The sequence below is a fragment of the Pseudoalteromonas sp. SWYJZ19 genome (assembly GCF_015864375.1).
GTDB classification, from domain to species: domain Bacteria; phylum Pseudomonadota; class Gammaproteobacteria; order Enterobacterales; family Alteromonadaceae; genus Pseudoalteromonas; species Pseudoalteromonas arctica.
Window position 1 is genome coordinate 1 of sequence record NZ_JADYXI010000011.1, and the last position, 21,499, is coordinate 21,499.

Consider the following 21,499-nt stretch of genomic DNA (forward strand, 5'->3'; position numbering starts at 1 on the left):
ACGAGTGAAACGTTATATTCTTCCAGAAAAAAGAAAACGGCCCAAAAGTAGGACCGTTCGAATTTCAAAAACTCGGTACACCATTAAGTCAAAGCATGCTTAACTGAATGGTGTTAGCTTAAAAAGTGGCTTTGTGTTTAAAGAGCTTAATAACCTGATAGCAGGTTGAGTAATAAATTACTCTGCGTCAGCTTCTTTATATTTAGCAGCAGTTTCTGTAATTAACGGCTGTAATTCACCGCGTTGAAACATTTCGATAATAATGTCACAACCACCAACTAATTCGCCATCTACCCATAATTGCGGGAATGTTGGCCAATTTGCGTATGCTGGAAGCTCAGCACGAATGTCTGGATTAAGTAAAATATCAACGTATGCAAATGGTTCACCACATGACATTAACGCTTGCGATGCTTGTGAAGAAAAACCACAATTTGGTAATTTTGGTGACCCTTTCATGAAAAGGATTATTGGGTTTTCTGAAATTTGCTGTTTAATTTTATCAATGGTTTCCATCTACAACCTCAAAGTAACGATAGCTAAATATATTTAGGTCTTGAAAATAACTCATCGTGACCACAAATATATAACTTAAAATGGGCAAATAAAGCCGCAATTGAAATAGTCTTTCGCAATAGCATTGCTGTTTGCTTAAACTTGAGTAAAATACTCAACAATTATAGTAACACTATATTACCGCTTGGTATAGGTAACTGCTCTGTTTCAACAGGCATTACGTATTACCAAATGGACTATCAACCAAAGAAGATGGAGATAAAAAAATGGCATTTGAACTACCGTCACTACCATATGCAATCGACGCACTTGAGCCACATATTTCAAAAGAAACACTAGAGTTTCACCATGGCAAACACCACAACACTTACGTGGTTAAGCTTAATGGTTTAATCCCTGGTACTGAGTTTGAAAACAAATCTCTAGAAGAGATCGTATGTTCATCAGAAGGCGGCGTATTTAACAACGCAGCACAAATCTGGAACCATACTTTTTACTGGAACAGCTTATCTCCAAACGGCGGCGGCGAGCCTACTGGCGCAGTTGCTGATGCAATCAACGCTAAATGGGGTTCTTTTGATGCGTTTAAAGATGCATTAAATGACAAAGCAGTAAATAACTTTGGTTCAAGCTGGACGTGGTTAGTTAAGCTTGCTGATGGTTCACTAGACATCGTTAATACATCTAACGCTGCTACACCATTAACTGATGATGGCGTTACTCCAATCCTTACAGTGGATTTATGGGAACACGCTTACTACATTGATTACCGTAACGTTCGTCCAGATTACCTTAAAGGTTTTTGGTCGCTTGTTAACTGGGAATTCGCGAACGCTAACTTCGCTTAATTAGCCTTTAAACGCTAATGTAAAAAAGACGCTTAGGCGTCTTTTTTTGTTTCTTGTTTATCACACCCAAGCGCCTCATCATTTAATAAAACACTTTTAGTAACATGATCTTTTTTCACTTAAATTTTTAATTTTATTGCACAAAAATACAGATTCGTGACTAGACTTTAAAAGGTAAGCACCTTTTTACAGCGTGTTTCGGAGGTTATTATGACGATTTTTGAGCATTACCAAGCACGATACGAAGCGGCACAGGAAGAAGAATACAGTATCGCTGAATTTCTTGAGATTTGTAAAACCGATAAGTCTGCCTACGCCAGCGCACCAGAACGCCTACTCATGGCAATTGGCGAACCAAACATGGTAGATACCGCAACGGATGCACGACTAAGCCGGTTATTTTCTAATAGAGTAGTTGCACGCTACCCTGCCTTTGCTGATTTTTATGGTATGGAAGACGCCATTGAGCAAATAGTCTCTTATTTAAAACACGCAGCCCAAGGGCTTGAAGAATGCAAACAAGTGCTTTATTTACTTGGGCCTGTTGGTGGGGGTAAATCATCCATTGCTGAAAAACTAAAATATTTAATGCAACAAGTGCCTATTTATTCAATTAAAGGCTCTCCGGTAAACGACCATCCTCTTGCATTATTTGACCCAATAGAGGACGCCGACGTACTTAAGCAAGAATACGGTATTAAACCGCGCTACTTAAAAACCATTATGTCCCCTTGGGCTGGCAAACGCTTAAAAGAATTCAATGGTGATATTAGCCAGTTTAGAGTGGTTAAGCGCTACCCCTCAATTTTAAACCAAATAGGCATTGCCAAAACCGAACCAGGAGATGAAAACAACCAAGATATTTCGGCGCTAGTGGGTAAGGTCGATATTCGCCAGCTTGAGCACTTTGCCCAAAACGATCCTGATGCATACGCCTACTCTGGCTCTTTATGTTTAGCTAACCAAGGGCTGATGGAATTTGTAGAAATGTTTAAAGCACCTATTAAAGTGCTGCATCCTTTACTTACTGCAACCCAAGAGGGTAATTACAACGGCACAGAAGGCATTAGTGCTCTGCCCTTTAATGGCATGATCCTCGCTCACTCTAATGAATCTGAGTGGCAAACTTTTAAAAACAATAAAAACAACGAAGCATTTTTAGACCGTGTTTATATTGTAAAAGTACCTTACTGCTTACGTGTGACTGAAGAAATTAAAATTTACGACAAATTACTTGAGCACAGCGAGCTATACAACGCGCCATGCGCACCAGGTACACTTAAAACATTGGCGCAATTTACGACGCTATCACGTTTAAAAGAGCCAGAAAATTCAAGTATCTATTCAAAAATGCGGGTATACGATGGCGAAACTCTAAAAGACACCGACCCTAAAGCAAAATCGTATCAAGAGTACCGTGATTACGCAGGTGTTGATGAAGGCATGACGGGGCTCTCTACTCGCTTTGCGTTTAAAATTTTATCCCGCGTGTTTAACTTTGATACCACTGAGGTTGCCGCAAACCCAGTGCATTTGTTCTATGTGCTTGAACAACAGATAGAGCGCGAACAATTTTCAAGCGAAATAGAAGAGCGTTATTTAAGCTTTTTAAAAGGCTATTTAATTCCGCAATATGTTGAGTTTATAGGCAAAGAACTGCAAACCGCCTATTTAGAATCGTATTCAGAATACGGACAAAACATTTTTGACCGTTATGTTATTTATGCAGACTTTTGGATACAAGACCAAGAATATCGCGACCCTGATACGGGACAACTATTTGACCGTGAGGCACTTAATGCCGAACTTGAAAAAATAGAAAAGCCGGCGGGTATTTCTAACCCTAAAGATTTCCGAAATGAAATAGTAAACTTTGTATTGCGTGCCCGTGCGCACAACAACGGTAAAAACCCACTATGGACAAGCTACGAAAAACTACGCACGGTAATTGAGAAAAAAATGTTCTCTAATACCGAAGATTTACTCCCTGTTATTTCGTTTAATACTAAAACGTCTGCAGAGGATCAGCAAAAGCACGAAGACTTTGTGAACCGTATGGTCGAAAAAGGCTATACACAAAAACAAGTTCGCTTGCTTTCTGAGTGGTATTTACGGGTTAGAAAATCGCAATAACCTTCATAGTCGTAGTATATAGGAGGTCAATATGGCGCATTTTATAGATAGGCGTTTAAACGGAAAAAATAAAAGTACGCTTAATCGCCAGCGCTTTATTAGGCGCTATAAAAAACAAATTAAAGAAGCGGTTTCAGATGCGATTAACAAACGCAGCGTTACCGATTCAAGCTCTGGTGAGAGTATTTCTATTCCACAACGCGATATCAGCGAACCTACATTTCATCAAGGGCAAGGTGGGGATAGAGAACAAATTCACCCAGGCAACGATCAGTTTTCTACAGGTGATAAAATTGAGCGCCCTAAAGGTGGACAAAGCGGCGGTGCCGGTGAAGGTGACGCCAGCGATTCGGGCGAAGGACAAGATGAGTTTGTATTTTCAATATCAAAAGATGAATACCTTGATTTACTGTTTGAAGATTTAGAGCTCCCTAACTTACAAGAAAACCAGCTTGATAAGCTAGTGCAAATGAAAACCCATCGCGCAGGGTTTTGTAGCGATGGTATACCTAGCAATATTGACATTGTCCGCTCTCTTCAAGGCTCCCTTGCACGGCGTGTTGCCATGAGTGCAGGTAAAAAACGCCGTTTAAAAGAGCTCGAAGAACAACTTGCTCTGCTGCTTGCTGGTCCACATAACGATAAAGCAGCAATTGCTTTATTACAAAAAGAAATTGCAGCATTAAAAGTGCAAATTAAGTCGGTTCCATTTATTGATAACTACGATTTACGTTTTCGTAATTACGAAAAACGCCCTCACCCCACCAGCAAAGCCGTGATGTTTTGTATTATGGATGTGTCAGGCTCAATGGATCAGCCAACAAAAGACATGGCAAAACGGTTTTATATTTTGCTCTATCAATTTTTAACACGCAGCTATAAAGACATAGAAGTTGTTTATATTCGCCACCACACACAAGCAAAAGAAGTAGACGAGCAAGAGTTTTTTTATTCTCAAGAAACTGGCGGCACTATTGTTTCAAGCGCACTTAAATTAATGAACGAAATAATAAAAGAGCGTTATCACGCAAACGAGTGGAATGTATACGCCGCACAAGCCTCTGATGGCGATAACTGGGCGGACGACACCCCGCAGTGTGGTGAAATTTTGCGTAATAAGCTCTTAAGCGCAGTACGCTATTTTGCTTATATTGAAATAACCACTCGTGCTCATCAAAGCCTATGGCGCGAATATGAATCTATAACACACAGCCATAATAATTTCGCCATACAGCATATTCAAAGCGTTGAAGATATTTACCCAATTTTTAGGGAGCTATTTAAAAAAGGTCGTCAACAGCAAAACTCTGCATAGCCTAAAGCGAGGTAGCATTATGAATGATAAACGAATGAGTGATGGCCCAGATTGGACCTTTGATTTATTAGATGAGTACCAAAGTGAAATTGCCCGTGTTGCAGCTCACTACAGGTTAGACACCTACCCTAATCAAATTGAAGTGATAACCGCAGAGCAAATGATGGATGCTTACTCAAGCGTTGGCATGCCTATTGGTTACAGCCATTGGTCTTACGGTAAAAAGTTCATTCAAACAGAGCAAAATTATAAGCGCGGACAAATGGGTCTTGCTTACGAAATAGTGATAAATTCAGACCCTTGTATTGCGTACTTAATGGAAGAAAATACCTTACCTATGCAAGCGCTTGTAATGGCGCACGCATGTTACGGACATAACTCATTTTTTAAAGGTAATTACTTATTTAAAACCTGGACCGATGCTGGCTCAATTATTGATTACTTGGTATTTGCTAAAAACTACATAAGCCGCTGTGAAGAAAAGCACGGTATTACACAAGTAGAAGCCCTGCTCGACTCATGTCATGCATTAATGAATTACGGAGTGGATCGCTACAAACGTCCACAACAAATATCGTTATTTGAAGAACAAAAACGCCAACAAGAGCGTGAAGACTACCTTCAATCGCAAGTAAATGAATTATGGCGGACTATTCCTGAGCAACAGCAAGAAACCAAAAAAAAAGTACGCCATTTCCCTTCTGAACCCCAAGAAAATATTTTGTATTTTATTGAAAAAAATGCCCCATTACTCGATTCTTGGCAACGTGAAGTTATACGTATTGTTCGTAAAATTTCGCAATACTTTTACCCACAAAAACAAACTCAAGTAATGAACGAAGGCTGGGCAACATTTTGGCATTACACCATCCTTAATCACTTATATGATGAGGGAAAGCTCACCGACTCTTTCATGTTAGAGTTTTTACAAAGCCATACCAACGTAGTTTATCAGCCACCTTATAACAGTAAATATTATTCAGGCATTAACCCATATGCTTTAGGCTTTAATATGATGGTGGATATTCGCAGAATATGTGAACACCCAACTGAAGAAGATAAACGCTGGTTTCCTGAATATGCAGGCAGTAATTGGCTAGATACACTGCATTTTGCAATGGAAAACTTTAAAGATGAGAGTTTTATTAGCCAGTTTTTATCGCCTAAGTTAATTCGTGATTTTAAATTATTTACTATTATTGATCATACTAATAATCCCCATTTAGAAATTGGCGCAATACATAACGACAACGGCTATAAAGCTGTAAGAGAAGCGCTCTCAGCGCAGTACAACTTGAGTAATCATGAGCCTAACATTCAAGTATATGACGTTGATATTAGAGGTGACCGTTCACTAACCCTACGCTACGTACCTCATAACAACATTCCTTTAGCAAACTCGCACGAGGAAGTACTTAAGCATCTTTACAGGTTATGGGGCTTTAAAGTAAAACTAGAGAAAGAGTCAAATTCTGGTGAGGTTTCAATGATTGGTCAATGCCCAATAGATGACTCTCGACACACAACACAATAATGAAGAGCAATAAAATTTTCATACTGATTGGGTTTGCTCAGCAGGTTATAAAAACACGGTATTATTTAACCCTAAATTCTGGATATAAAAAATGACGCTTAAGCGTCATTTTTTATACCTTCGTAGGCTATTACTTTATTTCGCCCTGTATTTTTAGACTGGTACAGTGCTTTATCTGCAGCCTCTATCCAGCGCTCATGATTTTTAAAATCATTACTGCTACCAGCCAGCCCTATACTTACCGTCATTGTTATTTCAAAGTGTTTATACTTAACAGGGTTAGTTTCAATCAATACCCTTAAACGCTCAGCAAATACAAAAGCGCCTTCTTTATCTGTATCAAGTAATGTTACTGCAAACTCTTCACCGCCATAGCGCCCTGCAACATCAGTTTCGCGCAGCGTCGTACGTAGTAAGTTAGATAAATGACGAAGCGATTCATCACCACAGCTATGGCCATATTCATCATTTATTTTTTTAAAGTGGTCAATATCAAACATTAATAATGTACTACAGCCACCACTTCGCTTAACTCTCAAAAACTCTTGGCGTAGCGTACCTTCCCAGTGTCCACGATTTGCAAGCTGCGTTAAGCTATCTGTTTGACTTACTTGTTCTAATTTTTTGTTTAACTCTTCAAGCTCTTTTTTATTTACCGCGACATCTGTTACATCATACAAAATAATACAAATATGGCTAACTTCGCCCATCGTATTTGTAAGAGGGATAAATGTTGCATTTTGATACATGTAATCAGCTTTACCAGTAATAGGTCGATAATTTTTAAACCTAAAAATGTATGGCTGCTGCTCCCAAATCGTAAAAGAGCGGTTTTTTAAAACAAAAACCGATTCTGATTTACTTCTAAACCATTTTTCGTCTATTGCTGGAAATAAATCAAATAGGTCTTTATCTTTTACTGCGCTTGGTAGAAGCCCTGAATGGTTTTCCATAAAACCATTCCATACACACACCTTATAATCTCTATCAAGTACTACAAGGCCTACATCAACGGTATTAAACATATCCATAAGCCAATGGATCTCATTCATTTCTAAATCTGCAGCCATAACTTAATCTTCTAATAGGTAAGCAACTTTATACTTCAAAGTTTTAAGTGAATCTTCAGTAAATAACAGCATGAGGTCGCAATTTATATCATGGTTTTCAATACCGTAACTAATCTCTATAGCAAGGGTGCGTTGCCAACGTGACTTGTTTGATTTAACCAGCTCAGACACATCTCTGTGTTGGCCAAGTACTATTGGGTGCCCTTGGCTAAATGACATATCGAGCTGTTTTGAAAGACCCGTTAAAATAGCGCCTATCAAAATATTACTAATATCCATAAGCAGCTCAAGTTCAATTTTATCGTTTAACTCGCCGTCATAATTCATCAAAGAAGCTATTTCTTTAAAGCTTGAATCATTTAAAAGTAATAGCGCCTCGCCCGAAATGCCACCGCCAATAAAGCCCTGACACACACCCGATGTAGCTGCGTTATTATCTATAGACTGCAGCGCCATATCGAGTTCATTAACTTCCAAAATATTCACATTAGGAATTGGTAGCTCTACAAACACATTAAGAAGACGTGCAAGTAAATCCCCAGCCTGTCCCATAGCAACGTTAGTGAGTTCTTGGTATATATCCCGAACATCAGGGTCGACTTGCTCTCCAAGCGAATGAGAGAGACGCTCACGCATGGCTTTATCTTTAATCCCATGGTGTTCAATTATGCTGGCTAGTTTTTCGGGGGAACATGGTTTTTGAATAAAATCGATAGCACCAAGTTCAAGCACTCTTTGATGTGCACTTGGCTGTATATCACCAGAGACAACAACAGTGAGTATGTTTAGCCCCTGTTCTTTCATAGCGATTAATACTTCATACCCATCCATTTCAGGCATGTTTAAATCGAGAAAAAGTATTTCTGGTTCAATTAACTTTATTTGCTTTATGCAATCAACGCCGTCGAGTGCAAATTCAACTTTAATGTCCCAATCTTCAGGTAATGAACGAGCTAGCTGACGCCTAGCTAATTTTGAGTCATCACATATTAGTACCGATGTTGACATATTATCTCTCTGTTTCTAAACCAGTAATGAGCATTAAAATCATTTTATGATGGTTTTCATTTTTATTATTGAAGACATATTTTGTAACTTCATGTTAATCAAAGTTTAGCACAGTTACAATTTTTATATTGCAGAACTAATCCCAACTTCATTAGGGCGGTATAATCTCTTGGTTACTATAGCGCAGTATAATACACTGACGCCCATTGCGTTAATTTAAAAGGAAATACCTTATGTTACGTTCACTTACCTTTGCTTTGAGCGCATTTTGCTCTGTGGCTATTGCAGCCGATTACCCAGAAAACACGCTAGACATAGGAAAAGTATCTGCACAAGGCAAACCAGTCACTTTATTAGGCAAAGGGATCTCTGTTGGAGATAGCGCGCCAAATTTCAAAGTAGTTGATGACAACTTCATCCCTGTGACACTTGAGGATTACAAAGGCCAAGCTGTATTGATAAGTGTAGTGCCAAGTCTTGATACAGGTATTTGTAGCCTGCAAACTAAGCATTTTAATGAAAAAGTAGCCTCGCAATTTCCAAGTGTTGTAATGCTAACAATTAGTGCTGATTTACCATTTGCTCAAAAGCGTTTTTGCAAAGCTGAAAATATTGATAAAATCACTACGTTATCAGATTCTGTTTGGCGCGATTTTGGCCAAAAATACGGATTGATTATTAAAGATATGGGCTTATTAACGCGAACGGTATTTATTTTAGATGAAAGCCATAACGTCATTTATAAACAATTAGTTAGTAGCCTTTCAACTGAACCAGAATACAACAGCGTAATTGAGAAACTTAAAACGTTGTAAAGCCGATTAAATAGCACTGATTAAGTAATGCTAAACAGCCTTAAAACAAAAAACCGCCAGTTGGCGGTTTTTTTAATGTGCTTTTGTAATTAACCTAAAAGCTCACCAAGTTGTGAACTAACAGCTTCAACAGCTTGTGTACCATCTAATTTATGGTATTGAGTGTTACCAGCCGCAGCTTCTGCTTGGTAATAATCAACCAATGGCATAGTTTGCTCGTGGTAAATACCTAAACGTTTACGTACTGTTTCTTCAGTATCATCAGCGCGAACAATTAAGTCTTCCCCAGTTTCGTTGTCTTTACCTTCCACTTTTGGTGGATTATATACAATATGGTAAACACGACCAGAGCCTGGATGAACGCGACGTCCGCCCATACGTTCAACAATCACTTCGTCAGCCACGTCAAATTCAATAACGTGATCAACCACTACGCCATTTTCTTTCATCGCATCAGCTTGAGGAATTGTGCGTGGGAAGCCATCAAGTAAAAAACCTTTCTCACAATCAGCTTTAGTAATACGCTCTTTTACTAAACCAATAATAATATCGTCAGAAATTAGTTGACCAGCATCCATTACTTTTTTTGCTTCTAAGCCTAATGGCGTGCCCTCTTTAATTGCTGCACGTAACATGTCGCCAGTAGAAATTTGTGGAATACCGTATTTGTCCATTAAAAACTGAGCTTGAGTACCTTTACCTGCACCCGGCGCGCCCAAAAGAATAATGCGCATATTATTGTCCCCTAGTATGGATATTTATTTTAAAGCCTGAATTCTTCCACAAGCGCCGCCGATACTCAAGCAACTTATACTAATTGATGAGTTGTTGATGTATTTACAGCGCATTAAAAAAGGGAACATACGTTCCCTTTTATTTAAAGTATATAATTTATACTTTTATTAACTAAATAGTTAACTGACTACTTGCTTAGTTCAAGCATTAGTTTGTTTAGGCGAGTAACAAATCCAGTTGGATCTTTAAGTGTACCGCGCTCTGCAAGTAATGCTTGGTCTAATAAAACATGTGACCACTGTGAAAATTTATCTTCATCTTGTTCGTCATTCAAATGCTTAACAAGTTGATGCTCTGGGTTTAGCTCAAACACAGGTTTTGCTTCAGGGGCTGCTTGACCAACAGATTCCATTAGCTTTTGCATTTGTGAGCTCATGTCGTTGTCGTCGCTTACAACACATGCTGGAGAATCTGTTAAGCGGTGCGTAAAGCGTACTTCTTTAACGTCATCACCTAGTGCTGTTTTAATACGCTCAACAAGGCCAGCCATCTCTTTTTCAGACTCTTCTTGTGCTTTTTTAGTCTCTTCGTCGTCCAGCTTACCTAAATCTAAATCACCACGTGTGATTGACTGTAGTTGCTTATCAGCAAATTCAGTTAAGTGGCTCATCATCCACTCGTCAACACGGTCACTTAGTAACAATACTTCAATCCCTTTTTTGCGGAAAATCTCTAAATGAGGAGAATTTTTCGCAGAAGTAAATGTATCAGCTACTACATAGTAAATTTTGTCTTGGCCTTCGTTCATACGCTCAACATATTGCTCAAGCGACACATCTTGCGTTTCTGAATCAGTATGAGTAGAAGAAAAGCGTAATAACTTACATACGGCTTCTTTATTTGCCGCATCTTCAGCTGGGCCTTCTTTCATTACTTGGCCAAACTCATTCCAAAATACTTGGTAATCGTCAGCTTTGTTTTTAGCCATACGCTCAAGCATTTTAATAATGCGCGATGTACACCCTTTACGAATAGCTTGCGTTACTTTGTTGTCTTGTAGAATTTCGCGAGATACGTTTAGAGGTAAATCGTTTGAATCTAGTAAACCTTTTACAAAGCGAAGGTAGCTTGGCATGAACTGCTCAGCATCATCCATTACAAATACACGTTGTACGTAAAGCTTTAAGCCACTTTGACGTTCACGGTTCCATAAATCAAAAGGTGCTTTTTTAGGGATGTATAAAAGGCTCGTGTATTCAGTTTTACCTTCAACCTTATTATGTGCCCAGCTAAGTGGATCTTCCCAGTCGTGGCTTACGTGCTTGTAAAACTCTTTGTATTCTTCATCAGAAAGCTCTGACTTATCACGCGTCCACAATGCAGTTGCGCGGTTAATACTTTCCCACTCACCTGGTACTGCTGGAATTTTTTCGCCGTCTTCGCCTTCAGACTCTGGTACTTCTGCTTTAAACATTTGTACCGGTGTTGAAATATGGTCTGAGTATTTAGTAACAATGCCGCGCAGGCGGTAATCGTCAGCAAATTCTTTTTCTTCATCACGAAGATGTAAAATAATGTCGGTACCACGGCCTTCTTTTTCAATTTCTTGAAGCGTGTATTCGCCTTCACCTTGAGATTCCCACTCGTAAGCAGTTGTTTCACCCGCTTTACGTGTACGAACAGTTACTAAATCGGCAACAATAAATGCTGAGTAAAAACCAACACCAAATTGACCAATTAACTGTGAATCTTTACTTTGATCACCCGTTAAGTTTTTGAAAAACTCAGCAGTACCCGACTTTGCAATAGTACCCAATGAGCTAATTACTTCATCACGTGTCATACCAATACCATTATCAGAAATGGTAATTGTATTTGCTTCTTTATCTGCGCTAATACGAACACGTAAATCGGCATCACCTTGGTAAAGGTCGCCTTGAGATAGCGCTAAAAAGCGTAACTTGTCTGCTGCATCTGATGCGTTTGACACAAGTTCGCGTAAAAATATTTCTTTATTAGAATAAAGAGAATGAATCATTAAGTTTAATAATTGTTTTACTTCTGTTTGAAAGCCTAATGTTTCTTTTTGTGCTGCAGTCATTTATATATCTCCAATTTGCAAAGTGTCTGCGTTATGCACTTAATATGGGGTGAGGTGTTAGAACTTCAAGGGAAAAATCAAAAAAAGGTGAAACGAAAAAATAGAATATCTCGTTTATCTAAAATGGGTGCGGACAATTAATATGAATCTTTTCACCTGTTGTTGGATGTTCAAAATATAAATCGCTGGCATGTAATTGTAAGCGTCCTGCCATGTACTCACTTTGCGCACTTTTATATAAATCACAGCCTAAAATTGGGTGCCCTATAAACTGGCTGTGTATTCGTAATTGATGGGTACGTCCGGTAACGGGCGTAAATTGCACTAAGGTTCTGCACGGTTGTTTAAGCCGCTCAAGCACACTGTATTCACTCACCGCTACTTTGCCCGTCGTTTGGCAAATTTTAACTCGCGGAAAAAGCAGTTTATCTTTTGCTATTGGTGCAGTAATTTCCCCCTCATCAACAGCTAAGCTACCCTCTAACATGGCTACATAACGCTTTTGGATAGTACGCGCCTGAAACTGTTTATTAAGATGCTTTGATGCTTTGGCGTTTAATCCAACAATCATAATGCCCGATGTACCCAAATCTAACCGATGCGGTAACTTAGCCTCAGTAAATGCGGCTGTTAACCCTTTTTGACCATGTACTAAACGGTAATGTACTGAGTCCCAGTTAAGCGGATTCTTACCAGACAAACTTAATAACCCACTGGGTTTATTGATCAGTAAAATATCATCATCTTGATATAATATTTCAATAAACCCGTCGCACTTAGGCGCTACAAAGTCATCAACAATCATTTGTGACTCTACTGGTGTATCCAATATTGAGTTAGCCATTAAATTAATCAATATCTTTTGAATGAAGCGCTTTTAAAGCCAATACTTGCTCACGCAAATCGTCTGCTACTACTTTGTCAGCGGCAATCTGGGTACCTACTGCAACCGACACCAAAGACCATTTTAATCGTGGTAGTTGCCACTTAGCTTTTCGGCTAAACATACTTCCCCACAGGCCCCCTAAATGCACAGGAATAACAGGCACAGGTGAGCGTTCAATAATGCGCTCGATTCCACGGCGAAAAATATCGATAGAGCCGTCACTGGTTAGTTTTCCTTCAGGGAAAATACCAACAAGTTCGCCTTTATTAAGCGCAGCAGCCACTTCGTCAAAGGCTTTTTTAAACGCTTCCGGGTTGGTTTTTTCACTGTTAATGGGAATAGCTTTGGCCATTTTAAATAACCAATGTAGGGCTGGCGAATAATAAATAGGGGCAAATACCATAAATCGGATAGGCCTTGGTGATGCTGCTAAAATAAACATCCAATCGACAAAGCTCACGTGATTACACACTATAACGGCAGCGCCTTCATCTGGAATATTACTTTCACCTTTTGTACGCACTCTGTACATACAAATAGCTAAAATATATATAATAAATCGTAAAAAGAACTCTGGTACTTTGGTATAAATATAAACAGATATAAGTAAGTTTAGCCCAGCAAGTAACAGTAGCAACTCTGAAATACTCCACTGAAAAACAGACAGCGTTACAATACTTAAAACAGCACTGCCCACCATAAACAGTGCATTTAATACATTATTAGCCGCTATAACTCGTGAGCGACTCGACTCTTCAGTACGCTGTTGAATAAGCGCATACAGAGGTACAGTATAAAAACCAGAGCCAATACCAATGCCTGCCATCCATACAAAATGCCACAACATGTCGCCTGTTTTTAATAACTGATCAAGCGTCAACAATTCAAGGTTTTGAGGTAAATAAGAGCTAATAGCGCTCTCTTGGCTCAGTAAGTATAAAAACAAGGTAATTAAAATAGCGCCAAAAGGCACAATTCCTAATTCTATTCGAGAGCGAGAAAGCTTTTCACACAGTAATGAACCAATAGCAATACTTAGTGAAAACACAACAAGCGCGCTAGTTACAACCAGTTCATCGCCGCCCATTGTGTGTTTTACATAATTTGGTAGGGACGTTAAAATAATTGCGCCAATTAACCAAAACCAACTGATCCCGAGGACTGATTTACCAACCGATTCTGTTTGCGAATTAAGTGCTGAAAATACGTTTTTCGTGGATGAAAATATATTATAGGTAAATTTTAAGTTAGGCTCGTTTGCCTCACTAATGGGTATAAAGCGACTGCTCACATAACCCATAACAGCCAGTACTAATACGGCAATACTTATAAGCGTAGGCCCTACTGATTGAGTAATATAATAGGTGCCAAAAATTGTACCAATTAATATTGCTACAAACGTGCCTGATTCAACCAAGCCATTCGCTTTTGTTAATTCGTTAGGGGCTACGTGCTGCGGTAAAATAGAGTACTTTAATGGACCAAAAAACGTACTTTGTACGCCCATTAAAAATACGGTGGCTAACATCAGCCAAAGATACTGCGTTAAAATAGAGACAGCCCCTACAACCATAATAGGGATTTCACATAGCTTTACGATTCTGATTAGTTTGGATTTTTCTGTTTTTTCAGCTAGCTGCCCCGCCATCCCTGAAAATAAAAAGAAAGGTAGGATAAATAACCCAGCAGCAATATTTGAATAAAGTGCGCCATCAGCAAGCGTTGCAGCCTGGAATATCAATAAAATAAGCACTGATTGCTTATACACGTTATCGTTAATCGCTGAGAAAAACTGCGTAATAAAAAGCGGTAAAAAACGCTTACTACCCAGTAATGTACCTTGGTAGGGTTGATTATCTTTCATTGTATTCCTTACTAATTAGAGACATAGCCCAAAAATATATTATACCAATTTGTTTAATTAAATGATCTATTTTGAGGGCGGAAAAACGTGTTGATAGCTAGGCAAAAAATTCGCTATTTAGTTGTTCTAAATGAGAATTTTTTAACGCAGGTAGCGACACGTTTAGCCCCGCAAAATGATTAAGTATTATTGCGGATTGGTATTAGATTGCTTCTAAGCTTACCTTAAAAACAAAAAAGCCTACATAATTTAATCATGTAGGCTTTTATAATATCTTTTCAAATAGTGACTTAGAGCTAGGGCCTGCTGACCTTTCGTGGTTGAATTTACAGCAGTATGTTTGGTTTTTAGGCAAGGCAGAGCTTGTGTAGTGTGGTTATTCCCCATAAATAGGCGATAACGCAGCATAAATACCAAACATGCGCTGCCCTTTGGGTTCTTTCTAGGGACGATTAACTCTTTGTTGCTCGATTTTTACTTAGCCCACTAGGTTACAAACCTCGCGCCGCGATTAAACCGCCCCTAGATTGAACAAATTTCAACCCGCAAAGTTCAACACGCCCTAGTCTTGTGTAACTAAACGCCTGCCGCTAAAAGCATGCATAAGCGTTCTACCATCTACTAAATCAAGCTCGCCCCCCACAGGAATACCGTGAGCAATACGCGAAGCACCTACTTTATATTTATGACAAAGCTGAGCAATATAATGAGCAGTAGTGTCGCCTTCAACGGTAGGGTTAGTCGCTAAAATAACCTCATTAATACCGCCTTGAGCAAGTTTTTGCTCTAAAACATCTAAGCCAATTTCTTTAGGGCCGATACCGTCAATTGGCGATAAATGACCCATTAAAACAAAGTATAGCCCTAAGTACTGACCCGTTTGCTCAATTGCAAGCACGTCAGTAGGCGATTCAACAACACATAATATGCCGCTGTCTTGGCGTTTTGTACTTAAACAAATATCGCACTGAGCTTGTTCGCAAAAAGTACGACAAGACCGACAATGCCCTATGGCTGTCATTGCTTTAGTCAATGCATTACCAAGCTGAGTGCCTCCCTTTCGGTCGCGCTCAAGCAAGTGAAAAGCAATACGTTGCGCTGACTTTGGACCAATGCCCGGTTGACAGCGCAGTGCTTCTATAAGCTGATTTAAACTATCTGAAAGTTGCATTATTTACTTAAAACGGCATTTTCATACCTGGTGGTAATTGCATACCGCCAGTTACTTTACCCATGCGCTCTTGTGTTTCTTCAGCAACACGGCGTACAGCATCGTTACATGCTGCTGCAAGTAAGTCTTCAATCATGTCTTTGTCGTCTTCCATAAGGCTTTCATCAAGCTGAACACGACGTACATTATGGTTACCAAGCATGGTTACTTTAACTAAACCGGCACCGGCTTCGCCAACAACTTCTAATGTTGCGATTTCGTCTTGGGCTTTTTGCATGCGATCTTGCATTTGCTGCGCTTGCTTCATCATGTTGCCCATTCCACCTTTAAACATAACTTTCTCTCTTTCTTTTAATACATTAATTAACATGAACATAAGGGCGATTGTAAGTAATTACAATGCCTGAATACTGTTTTCGTCAATTTCGGCGCTAAATACTTGCTGAAATTGTACTATGTTTTCATCAGATGTGATCACATCGATTGCTTGTTGATGACGACCTGCATCAATTTTTTGCTGAATAAGATAAGGAGAGTCAATAACTCCCTTAGCAAAATTAATACTTAACGACACGTTATGCTCATAAATACTCGACAATGCGGCATCTAATCTTTGGCGAAGCATCGGCGTATCTAAATGCTTTTGTGATTCATCAACGTCTATATGTAAACTGTTGCCTTGCTTGGTAAATATTGAATGCAATGCAAATTGGCGCATACGACCACCCAGTCCCATACGTTTAATTAAATAAGCCCATTCATCTTGTTGATGTGCAAATCTAATTTCACTAATTGGGCTTTGAAAATCATCAGGGGCAGGAATACTTACTTCCTCTGGCGCTATTTCAGGCGCTTTTTGAGGGTTTATTTGCTCAAGTAATTCTGGCGCAAGATTTTCGGTAATTGTTTGGTGCTTTTCTTTAAAATCAATCTTACGAGCTGGTTTTGTATTAGCGTGACTATTTGCCTGAGTTTGGCTCCCTGTTACTGGGAGCTCATGCTTTTTTTCACTCTCACCTGCGCTATTAGTTGCCCAAGGAGGAGCATCGCCAGACGCAGTGCTTGGCGGACTACTAAGCTCGCTTGCATTTATACTACTTTGATGAACGCTTTGGGCTTTAGGCATTCTTGGATGCTGTTCTGGCTTTTTAGCAGGCGCTTGGCTTGACTGTGCTGCAACATTACTTGCAGATGTATTTGTATTCTTACTTGATAACCTACCCGCACCCGATATGTTTCTGTCACGTAAAATACGAGCAATGGCTGATTGAGCTTGCGCTTCTTGCTCGGCAATTGGCATGCTTACATTTTGATTAGCTGCAAGCTCTGGTGAAGGCTCTGAATTTGTATTAGTTGCAGGGTTAAAGCCCTGATCTACAGCGCTACTCATTATATCGTCAAACTGCGAGGCTAGCGTTTGTTCCGCATCGCTGTGTTGCATATAAGCTTCATCTTCACTTTGGCGCTGGGCTTGAGCATCCGAAACAACATTGGTTTGTGGTTGCTCATTAGCTGAAGCCTGTTGTTCAATAGCATTTTCACTTTGTTGAACCGGTTGCTCTACTGCAACTTGGGTTGGCTCATTATTACTTTGTACGACATCATTATTCAATGTCTGAGCGGCAACATTTGGTAAAGGCTCTATCTCAAGGGATTTAGGCTGCTCTGTATTGCTAACTGGCTTAGTATTATTTACAGGGACACTACTTTGGCTAGCTACAGTGTTTTGCGATGTTTTATTTTTATTTAATATATCTCGCAGTGCATTTGCGCGGCCTTGTTTATTTGGGGCCGGCTCTTCGTTTACTGTGTGTACAGTTTGTTGAGCGTCTGTAGGCTTAAATGCTAATAATCTTAGCATTATCATTTCAAAACCTAAACGAGGCTCTGGTGCCCATTGTAAATCTTTTTTACCATTTAACAGTAACTGATAATAAATTTGAATTTGTTGTGGGCTCGTATGTTGTGCAACATGAGCAATATAATCTACATTTTTTTCATCTAGCCCTGCCGCTTCTGGCACTAACTGGGTTAGTTGGGTCAAATGCGTAAGTGCAATTAAATCATCAAGCAATGCAACATAATTAGGATTACGACTTGCCACCTGTGCAATCTCATCCATTAGCGCAGCGCCATCTTGTGCAAGTAATGCTGCAAGCAAGCTTTGGCTATAATGAGTATCCATTAAACCAAGCATTGTTTGTACTGCTTGATTATTAATATCACCATTTGTTTGTGCAATAGCTTGGTCAGTTAAGCTAAGCGCATCACGCATACTGCCATCAGCGGCTTTTGAAATAATGCTAAGTGCATCAGTGTCAAAGCTAAGCTGCTCTTGAGTAAGTACGTGTTCAAGCTGTGTTTTAATTTCACTTTGCGACAAGGCATTTAGGTTGAATTGTAAACAGCGAGATAAAATAGTAACTGGTAGTTTTTGAGGATCGGTCGTCGCCAATAAAAATTTCACATGCTCTGGTGGCTCTTCAAGCGTTTTCAAAAGCGCATTAAAGCTGTGCTTAGAAAGCATGTGAACTTCATCGATTAGGTATACTTTATAACGTCCACGTGTTGGTGCATATTGAACGTTATCGAGTATTTCGCGGGTGTCTTCTACTTTTGTACGAGAAGCCGCATCTATTTCGAGTAAGTCAATGTAGCGCCCTGCTTCTATATCTAAACAGCTGCTACATTGGCCACACGGATTTGCAGATATACCTTCGTCGCAATTTAAGCTTTTAGCAAAAATACGCGCAATAGTGGTTTTACCTACACCGCGGGTTCCAGTGAATAAATAAGCGTGATGCAGTCTATTTTGTGTAAGCGCATTTACAAGCGCTTGCTTAACATGAGACTGCCCAACCAATTCATGAAAGGTTTGAGGACGCCATTTTCTCGCTAGAACCTGATAACTCATCGATTACTCGCCTTCGAATTCAACCAATTTTAGAATTTTAATACCCATTTTTTTGATGCGCTGCTCGCCACCAAGTTCTGGTAGTGATACAACAAATGCAGCATCTGTGGCTTCGCCACCTAGTTTATGAACTAATTTAGCTGTGGCTTCAATTGTGCCGCCAGTTGCTAATAAGTCATCAACTAATAATACTTTATCGCCAGGTACAATTGCATCAACATGCAGCTCTAACGTGTCTTCACCGTACTCAAGTAAGTAATCTTGACGAATAACTTCGCGTGGTAACTTACCTGGTTTACGAACTGGAATAAACGGAATGCCTAATGCGTAAGACAGCGGCGCACCAAAAATAAAGCCACGTGATTCTGTGCCAATTATTTTAGTAAAACCCTGATCTTTATATTCTGCGATAAACGCGTCAATAGTTGCTTTAAAGGCTTCTGGATTTGCCATTAAAGTGGTTACATCGCGAAACATGATGCCCGGCTTTGGATAATCAGCAATTGTAGTTATGCTGTTTTTGATAATTGCTGGTGTTACTTGAGTCATAATTTTAACTGCTCAATTGTTTATATTACAAAGCAGGTGATTATAACCTTAACTAACCTTTAATTGCGAGTTTGGCGTTACTATAAAAGAAGTATTAACTATGGGGGGTAATTAAAATAAAGTGGTTCAAGGCTGAAGTAAGCAACAGCCTTAATAAACGCTATGCATTTTAAGTTAAGCTAGTGATCCAGCCTAATATTGCATTTAAACAACCAATCCCTGCAAATACAGCTAAGAAAGCAAGAAAATAAGTAGCGTTGAACGGATCTTTAAAGTCTTTATCATCTGACATTGGTACAACCTTTTATTAAGCACGACAAATAAGGCTGCCATAATAGACGATGTAAAATCATCAATAAAGACCTTAATCTTGATTTTTTGTCACAATTACACCGCGTTCAACCATTGCATTGAGGGTAACCAATGCGCCTTGAGCAATTTGATCTGCATTAAACTGTGGTGCATGAGCGAATACCTGTTGGCAAACGTCGTCAAATGTCGCTCCATCACTTGCCTCAATAATTGATAGTAACAAAGCAGTCATCGCATTCGTAGCCAGAAATTGAACGTCATCATCTTCATCTCTATATACAACAAAATAATTAGGCTGAGGTGATGGCTCTTTTGGTTTAAAGTGATTGCTAATATTTTGAACCGGAAATTGATAACTTAAATTTCTTGCCGTTTTCGATAAATACAAAGCAGAACTAGTAAGCGCTGTTGTTTGTAATTTTTGCTCTTGCTCATCTTCGTGTGCAATCGATACATCTAGCTCTACCCATTCATAATGTGCAAGTTCTAGCATAAACACGGGATCGTATCTTTTCATTTTATAATCACTTGATAAGTAATTAATAAACTCCCCTGCTATATCTAAAAAGTACGGCGAATGACAATCATATTCGCTAAAAAATTGGCGTACAAGGACCAGCCATTGCTTGTCTGTATATAAGGTTTTTAATACCGGAAAACCTGATGATATAAAACCTTCAATGTTATTAAAAAATAGGTCGCGATAAATGGCCATACGTCGGTCTTCGATACCGCTGGGCTTTTTATTTTTTTTAGGCTCGCGAATATGCGCCATAAATTCGTTTTGTATTTCAATAAAGCTCATAACCAGGCACTCTTTTAATATTTATAAAGGCTTATATTAAGCTCGTTGTTTTGAAACCATTGAAGTAATGTGTTTAGCTTGTAGCTCATGAATTATATCTAACTCTTTGGTTAAAATATTCATTGTAGGGATATTAAAATCGCGCTCAAGCAAGGTTGGAAATACGCCATGCACTTTATATGCTTTATCCAGTAGCTCCCACACAGGATCAATGACATCAGCACCATGTGTGTCCACTATTAAGTCATCAGCCTCATTATAATGGCCTGCAACGTGCCCATAGGCAATACGATTAGAGGGTAACCCAGTTAAAAACGCTTGTGCGTTATAGCCATGATTAATCGAATTCACATAAATGTTATTCACATCCAGTAAAAGCTTGCAGTCTGCTTGCTCTAAAATGGTATTTGTAAATTCCAGCTCTGATAATTGCTGTCCAGGAGCGCCATAATAGGAAACATTTTCTATCGCAATTTGCTGCTCAAGTATGTCTTGTACTTGTTTAATGCGAGGGACAACATGTGCTATAGCATCTTGTGTAAACGGAATAGGCATTAAGTCATACATATGGCCTGTACCAGAGCAGTAACTTAAGTGCTCACTAAAGATTTTTATATTGTGCTCTTCAAAAAAAACTTTTAAAGACTTAACAAATTCAACATCCAGTGGTTCGGGTGAACCGATAGACAGTGATAATCCATGACACACAAAATTGTTTGCATCTGTTAATGTTCTAAATTGCTTTTTAAAGCGCCCACCTAGTTTTAACCAGTTCTCTGGTGCAACTTCCAAAAAATCTACTTGATTAGGTACGTGTTCAAGCAGTTCATCAAGCATTTCTCGTCGTAGGCCAAGGCCCACCATCCCGAAATCTGTACTCTGGATTTGTGTCATAACTACCTCTAACTTATCAAAAAAGGGCC

19 protein-coding genes are annotated in these 21,499 nt (G+C 39.2%); 5 read left to right on the forward strand and 14 right to left on the reverse strand.

What is annotated here, in order from left to right:
- Positions 1-177: 177 nt before the first annotated feature.
- Positions 178-516, reverse strand: a complete 339-nt coding sequence (locus tag I6F45_RS11985) for a Grx4 family monothiol glutaredoxin (RefSeq protein WP_004335359.1) — start codon at positions 514-516, stop codon at positions 178-180.
- 266 nt (positions 517-782) lie between these two features.
- On the opposite strand from I6F45_RS11985, the gene I6F45_RS11990 reads away from it, so the two are divergent.
- From I6F45_RS11990 to I6F45_RS12005, 4 genes are all read left to right on the forward strand, one after another.
- The gene (locus tag I6F45_RS11990) at positions 783-1,364 is read left to right on the forward strand and encodes a superoxide dismutase (protein WP_002960323.1); all 582 of its coding nucleotides are present in this window, start codon (positions 783-785) and stop codon (positions 1,362-1,364) included.
- Positions 1,365-1,574: 210 nt separating this feature from the next.
- A complete protein-coding gene (locus tag I6F45_RS11995) occupies positions 1,575-3,497 on the forward strand; it encodes a PrkA family serine protein kinase (protein ID WP_010553401.1) in 1,923 nt (640 codons plus the stop codon).
- Between the two features lie 31 nt (positions 3,498-3,528).
- Positions 3,529-4,812: a YeaH/YhbH family protein gene (locus I6F45_RS12000; RefSeq protein WP_024605317.1), complete on the forward strand. Its 1,284-nt coding sequence runs from the start codon at positions 3,529-3,531 to the stop codon at positions 4,810-4,812.
- A gap of 19 nt (positions 4,813-4,831) precedes the next feature.
- On the forward strand, positions 4,832-6,346 hold the full coding sequence (locus I6F45_RS12005; protein WP_165728231.1) for a SpoVR family protein: 1,515 nt from the start codon (positions 4,832-4,834) through the stop codon (positions 6,344-6,346).
- 98 nt (positions 6,347-6,444) lie between these two features.
- On the opposite strand, the gene I6F45_RS12010 is transcribed toward I6F45_RS12005, so the two are convergent.
- Together I6F45_RS12010 and I6F45_RS12015 are read right to left on the reverse strand one after the other, a co-directional pair.
- Complete coding sequence (locus tag I6F45_RS12010) at positions 6,445-7,416, reverse strand: sensor domain-containing diguanylate cyclase (protein ID WP_197160627.1); 972 nt, start codon at positions 7,414-7,416, stop codon at positions 6,445-6,447.
- 3 nt (positions 7,417-7,419) lie between these two features.
- Positions 7,420-8,424 (reverse strand): response regulator, encoded by a 1,005-nt coding sequence (locus tag I6F45_RS12015; RefSeq protein WP_007584074.1) that lies wholly within the window; start codon positions 8,422-8,424, stop codon positions 7,420-7,422.
- A gap of 233 nt (positions 8,425-8,657) precedes the next feature.
- Here I6F45_RS12015 and tpx point away from each other — a divergent pair, with 233 nt between their 5' ends.
- On the forward strand, positions 8,658-9,239 hold the full coding sequence (tpx, locus tag I6F45_RS12020) for a thiol peroxidase (RefSeq protein WP_024598337.1): 582 nt from the start codon (positions 8,658-8,660) through the stop codon (positions 9,237-9,239).
- Positions 9,240-9,328: 89 nt separating this feature from the next.
- Here tpx and adk read toward each other — a convergent pair whose 3' ends face one another.
- From adk to I6F45_RS12070, 11 genes are all read right to left on the reverse strand, one after another.
- Positions 9,329-9,973 carry an adenylate kinase gene (gene adk, locus I6F45_RS12025; protein ID WP_010553395.1) on the reverse strand — a complete coding sequence of 215 codons (645 nt, stop codon included), beginning with the start codon at positions 9,971-9,973 and terminating at the stop codon, positions 9,329-9,331.
- A gap of 188 nt (positions 9,974-10,161) precedes the next feature.
- Positions 10,162-12,075, reverse strand: coding sequence for a molecular chaperone HtpG (gene htpG / locus I6F45_RS12030; protein ID WP_007584077.1), 1,914 nt, complete (start codon positions 12,073-12,075; stop codon positions 10,162-10,164).
- Positions 12,076-12,193: 118 nt separating this feature from the next.
- On the reverse strand, positions 12,194-12,919 hold the full coding sequence (locus tag I6F45_RS12035) for an RluA family pseudouridine synthase (protein ID WP_165728230.1): 726 nt from the start codon (positions 12,917-12,919) through the stop codon (positions 12,194-12,196).
- 4 nt (positions 12,920-12,923) lie between these two features.
- Complete coding sequence (locus I6F45_RS12040; RefSeq protein WP_197160628.1) at positions 12,924-14,825, reverse strand: MFS transporter; 1,902 nt, start codon at positions 14,823-14,825, stop codon at positions 12,924-12,926.
- Positions 14,826-15,387: 562 nt separating this feature from the next.
- On the reverse strand, positions 15,388-15,996 hold the full coding sequence (gene recR / locus I6F45_RS12045) for a recombination mediator RecR (protein ID WP_165728228.1): 609 nt from the start codon (positions 15,994-15,996) through the stop codon (positions 15,388-15,390).
- Positions 15,997-16,003: 7 nt separating this feature from the next.
- Complete coding sequence (locus tag I6F45_RS12050) at positions 16,004-16,330, reverse strand: YbaB/EbfC family nucleoid-associated protein (RefSeq protein ID WP_002962306.1); 327 nt, start codon at positions 16,328-16,330, stop codon at positions 16,004-16,006.
- A 60-nt stretch (positions 16,331-16,390) separates the two neighbouring features.
- A complete protein-coding gene (gene dnaX / locus I6F45_RS12055; protein ID WP_197160629.1) occupies positions 16,391-18,910 on the reverse strand; it encodes a DNA polymerase III subunit gamma/tau in 2,520 nt (839 codons plus the stop codon).
- A 3-nt stretch (positions 18,911-18,913) separates the two neighbouring features.
- Positions 18,914-19,459, reverse strand: coding sequence for an adenine phosphoribosyltransferase (apt, locus tag I6F45_RS12060; RefSeq protein ID WP_007584093.1), 546 nt, complete (start codon positions 19,457-19,459; stop codon positions 18,914-18,916).
- A gap of 169 nt (positions 19,460-19,628) precedes the next feature.
- On the reverse strand, positions 19,629-19,751 hold the full coding sequence (locus I6F45_RS21535; RefSeq protein WP_002962301.1) for a hypothetical protein: 123 nt from the start codon (positions 19,749-19,751) through the stop codon (positions 19,629-19,631).
- A gap of 72 nt (positions 19,752-19,823) precedes the next feature.
- Positions 19,824-20,576, reverse strand: a complete 753-nt coding sequence (locus I6F45_RS12065) for an HvfC family RiPP maturation protein (RefSeq protein WP_165728226.1) — start codon at positions 20,574-20,576, stop codon at positions 19,824-19,826.
- Between the two features lie 36 nt (positions 20,577-20,612).
- The gene (locus I6F45_RS12070) at positions 20,613-21,470 is read right to left on the reverse strand and encodes an HvfB family MNIO-type RiPP peptide maturase (RefSeq protein ID WP_165728225.1); all 858 of its coding nucleotides are present in this window, start codon (positions 21,468-21,470) and stop codon (positions 20,613-20,615) included.
- Positions 21,471-21,499: the final 29 nt, after the last annotated feature.